This window comes from Streptomyces sp. NPDC004561 (assembly GCF_053602155.1).
Window position 1 is genome coordinate 1 of record NZ_JBSGDB010000649.1, and the last position, 4,103, is coordinate 4,103.

Consider the following 4,103-nt stretch of genomic DNA (forward strand, 5'->3'; position numbering starts at 1 on the left):
ATCGCCTGGTTCGCCTCCCCGTGGGACACCGAGGCCGTCGCCTTCCTGGAGAAGTTCGACGTCCCCGCCCACAAGGTGGCCTCGGCCTCCCTCATACAGGTACTTCCACGAGCCGTACGTCGTCGTGTTGACGTTGTCGCCCGAGGAGTTGTTGATGTACGACGAGCGCATGCGCGCCTTGATGCCGGACTTGCCGGGGGCGCCCAGGGACACGGCCGACCTGCCGTTCGAGGCGAGCTTGAAGTACTGCGGGCTGCCGTCGGCGGTGTACCACTTGCCGGCGTAGTAGACCTGCAGGTCGACGCGCTGCTTGCGGCCCGGGTAGTACGTCATGGTCGTGGTGAGCAGCGGATCGGTGTTCTTGTGGAACCAGTAGTACGTCGTCGAGCCGATCTTGGCCGTCTTGTAGTTCCTCGACACCACCGTGGAGTTCTTCACCTGGGCGTAGGCCGTGGACCTGACGGTCGTCGGCTTGTAGCGGGCGTCGCCCTTGAAGACCGCGGTGACATCGGTGTCGCGGGTCATGCCGACCGTCACGGAGATGTTGCCGTGGGAGTCGACGTTCCCGGTCTTGACCAGCTTGTTCGGCTTGTCGGCGCCGTAGGGGTTGGCCCAGATCTCGACCGTGCGGTTCTTGTACGTCGTACCGAGGTGCGCGGTGAACTTCACGCCGGTGCCGTAGGCGTACACCTTGCCGTTGTTGTTCAGGCTCAGCGAGGTCGAGGCGCGGGAGACGTCGACCTTGTCGGTCGCGGTGACCGCGGAGTGCGTGGCGTCGCCCGCGTACGTCACCTTGTACGTGACCGTGCCGCCGGCGGACGGGGTGTCGGAGAAGGAGTACGTGCCGTCCGGCTTCACCGTGACGGCGGGCAGCGCCTTGCCGCTCGGGGAGTCCAGGTCGACCCGGGTGACCTGGAGCTTCGCGCCGGCCGGCAGCGCGACCGGCGCGGTCAGCCTGCCGGTGACGGTGAGCGCCTTGGCGCGGGTCGCGGTCGCGGGGGCGTTGACCGTCAGGGTGGGGTTGTTCAGGGCCGGGTCGGTGAGCGCCTTGAGGGTGTAGCCGCCGCTCTCGACGTCCGTGCCGACGAGCGCGAAGAGCCGGGACTCGTCCGGCGCCCAGGCGAGGCCGGCCGTGCGGGAGGTGCCCTCGTCGTAGGTGTGCAGCGGCAGGGTGGCGTTCGGCTGGTACGTCAGGATCTTGGAGCCGCTGACCTGGGCGACCAGGCCGTTGGAGGCGATGTCGGCGAGCTGGCCGGCGGGGTAGGAGCCGGCGGCCGTGAACTTGCCGTCCGCGTAGGCGTCCCGGTCCTTGCCGTTGACCAGCACCTGCTTGCCGCCGGGCACCAGGTCGATGTCCCCGATGCCGTTGTTCAGCGAGTAGTTGCCGAAGTGCCAGGCGACCAGGGCGGGCTTGCCGCTGGAGACGTCGAGCACGGCCATCGAGTCCGTGGACAGCCCGGTCTCACCGACGGCCAGGATGCCCGGCTGGGACGGGTCGGTGTCCAGCAGTGCCTGGCCCCAGATGCCGACCGAGGTGCCCTCGGTCGGGAACTGGGTCAGCGTCACCGGGTCGGTGCCGCTCGCCGGGTCGACCGTCGGGTCGACGGAGCCGATGTCGCCGTCCCACTGGTCGCCGTAGGAGAACCACACCTTGCCGCCGCTGAACGCGACATGGCGCGGACCGTAGTTGGTGGAGACGGTGTAGCGGGCCTTGACCGCGAGGGTGCTCGCGTCGATGGCCCAGATCTCGTGGATCTGCGGCGCGGCCGCGTACACGGTCGACCCGTCGTCCGAGACCGCGAGGTCGCTGACGCCGGTGACTCCGCCGACCGAGCCGAGGACGGTACCGGAGTAGTCGGTGGCCGAGACGGTGTTGTCGGTGCTGTCGCCGACGAACACCCGCTTCACGGCGCCGTCCACCGCGAGGCCGCCGGGCGTGGTGACATGGGCGGCCGTGGCGGCCGAGGCGGTGCCGGCCGCACCGAGGCTCAGCGCCGCCGAGCCGAAGAGGACCGCGAGAGCCGTCGCTGTCGAGATGCTGCGCATACGCACAGTGCTGTTACCCCCACAAGGAATCCCGGTGCGCGACCGGGGGGATGGGTGCGCCGCGCGGCACCCGGACATGACCGCTGGACTGCGGTTCTGCGCGGGGCGCGGCTGCTGGACGCAGCGTATGGCATGCCTGTGACAGTTGAGGAGGGGGTTTCGGCTGGGCGGACATCCGCTGCCCACGCTTGCCTTCTCAGCCGGTCCTCGTCGCACGCGAGCGCGGTGAGCCAGTGGCAGTCGCAGATCGCCGTGCGCGAGCAGGCGGCCCGTCGCGGCCGGCTCCGGTGGGCTTGGGCGTAGACCTGCGGCCGCCCCTGGGTTCCGGTCCAGGGGCGGCCTGCGGGTGCGGTCGGTTTTGCGGCGGGGTCGGGAGGGACGGCTGGGCGCTGTTCGGGTTCAGGGGCAGAGGTTCACGTGGCGGGCTGCCAGGACGTGGCCTGCTGCGTCGATGAGGCGGCTGCGGGGGAGGTGGCCGTTGGAGACCGCGGTGGTGATCGCCGTGGCGATCGCGGAGGTCTGGGAGTTGACGTTGCCGCCCAGGTCGAACATGACCATGTCGGCGCCGGAGCGCAGGGCCTGGACCGCGGCGGAGGGGATGGTGAAGCCGGCTCCGGAGATCGCCTTGGCGCTGAGGGAGTCGGTGACCACCAGGCCCTTGAAGCCGAGCGTGCCGCGCAGTTCGGAGCTGATGACGGCGGACGACAGGCTCGCCGGAGTGCTGCTGAGGCCCGGTACGACGTTGTTGGAGACCATGATGGCCGGGGCGCCGGCCTTGATGGCCGCGGCGAACGGCGGGATGGCCACCTTCTGCAGGGTGGACCAGGGCAGGGTGCGGGCGGGCCCGAAGTCGGAGTTGTAGTTGGAGCCGCCGAGGCCCGGGAAGTGCTTGATCACGGGTATGACGTTGCCGGCGCGCAGCCCGTTCATGTACGCGACGCCGTCCTTGGTGACGACCGCGGTGCTGCCGCTGAAGGAGCGCCATCCGTCAGGGTTGGTCTTGCTGGGGGCCACGTTCCTGCCGTCGACGTCGACCACCGGCGCGAGGTCCATGTTCACCTGGTTGGCCGACATCTTGGTGGCGACCTTCGTGACGTTCTGCTGGATCTGGGCCGGGGTCCAGTGCGTGCCCATGGACGCGGCCCAGGGCAGGGATCCGACGAGGTTCGCCATGCGCTGGATGCCGCCGCCCTCCTCGTCCGTCATCACCAACAAGCCGACGTGGCCGGGCACATGGGACTTCAGGGTGTTCAGCCGGGAGCCGAGGTCGGACGGCGCCTTGCTGCCGAACAGCACCACGCCGCCCGCGCCGGCGCCCACCTCGGAGGTGGCGTCGGACACCGAGGTCTCCGACACCGGGACGGCGATGGCCAGCATGGCCAGCCGGCTGTTCGACCACCCGGCCAGCTTGGTGCTGTTGGTGCACGTGGTGGCGGTGGTGAGGTCCGGAGCGAGGGACGGAGCGGAGGCGGAAGGGGAGGATGGAGACGCGGCGGGCGGGGCGAGGGACACTCCGGTGCCGGTGGAGTGCGGTGCCGCCTTGGGGGTGCCCGCGCCGCAGCTCGCCAGGAGCACCACCGCCACGGCTGCGGTGACGCTCAGTCGGGGGGCGGTGCCGGCCCGGCCGGGGACCCGCGGCGGTGCGGTCGCGCTGCTGCGGTCACGGTGCGACGGGAGGTTCATCGCACGGTCTCCTTTCGGAAGACGCGACGGTACCCGTCGCGCTGAGGGCCGTATGAGCGTGAGCTGGCTTCACGAAGCGTGTGATGCACTCCCGCACGCATTTGTTCGCCGGCCCCGGTCGACGTCCCACCAGCATCTCGCGTTTCGTGGTGGGCCGAAAGTGGACCGTCCGTGTTCCTCGGAGTTCCTCGCCCCCGGCACGGCGCTCACCGTCGTACGACACCGCATCGACGGAGGGTGAGGACCGCGCGGTGAAGGCGTCCCCCCGCCCCTGGGGGGACGCCCCACTGATGACGGCGCCGCCCCGCCGTAGGGGGATGTTGACGAAGTCGACGCCGGTGATTCGTTCGCCTGCCGTGTGGACGCGCAGGGTG

At 70.3% G+C, this 4,103-nt stretch carries 1 protein-coding gene and 1 pseudogene; one reads left to right on the forward strand and one right to left on the reverse strand.

Annotated features, from left to right (window positions below):
• A pseudogene (locus ACWEN3_RS42795) lies at window positions 1–120 on the forward strand (N-acetylneuraminate synthase family protein); the annotation flags it as partial.
• A gap of 2,325 nt (window positions 121–2,445) precedes the next feature.
• On the opposite strand, the gene ACWEN3_RS42800 reads toward ACWEN3_RS42795, so the two are convergent.
• Window positions 2,446–3,729 (reverse strand): glycoside hydrolase family 3 N-terminal domain-containing protein, encoded by a 1,284-nt coding sequence (locus tag ACWEN3_RS42800; RefSeq protein ID WP_452983054.1) that lies wholly within the window; start codon window positions 3,727–3,729, stop codon window positions 2,446–2,448.
• Window positions 3,730–4,103: the final 374 nt, after the last annotated feature.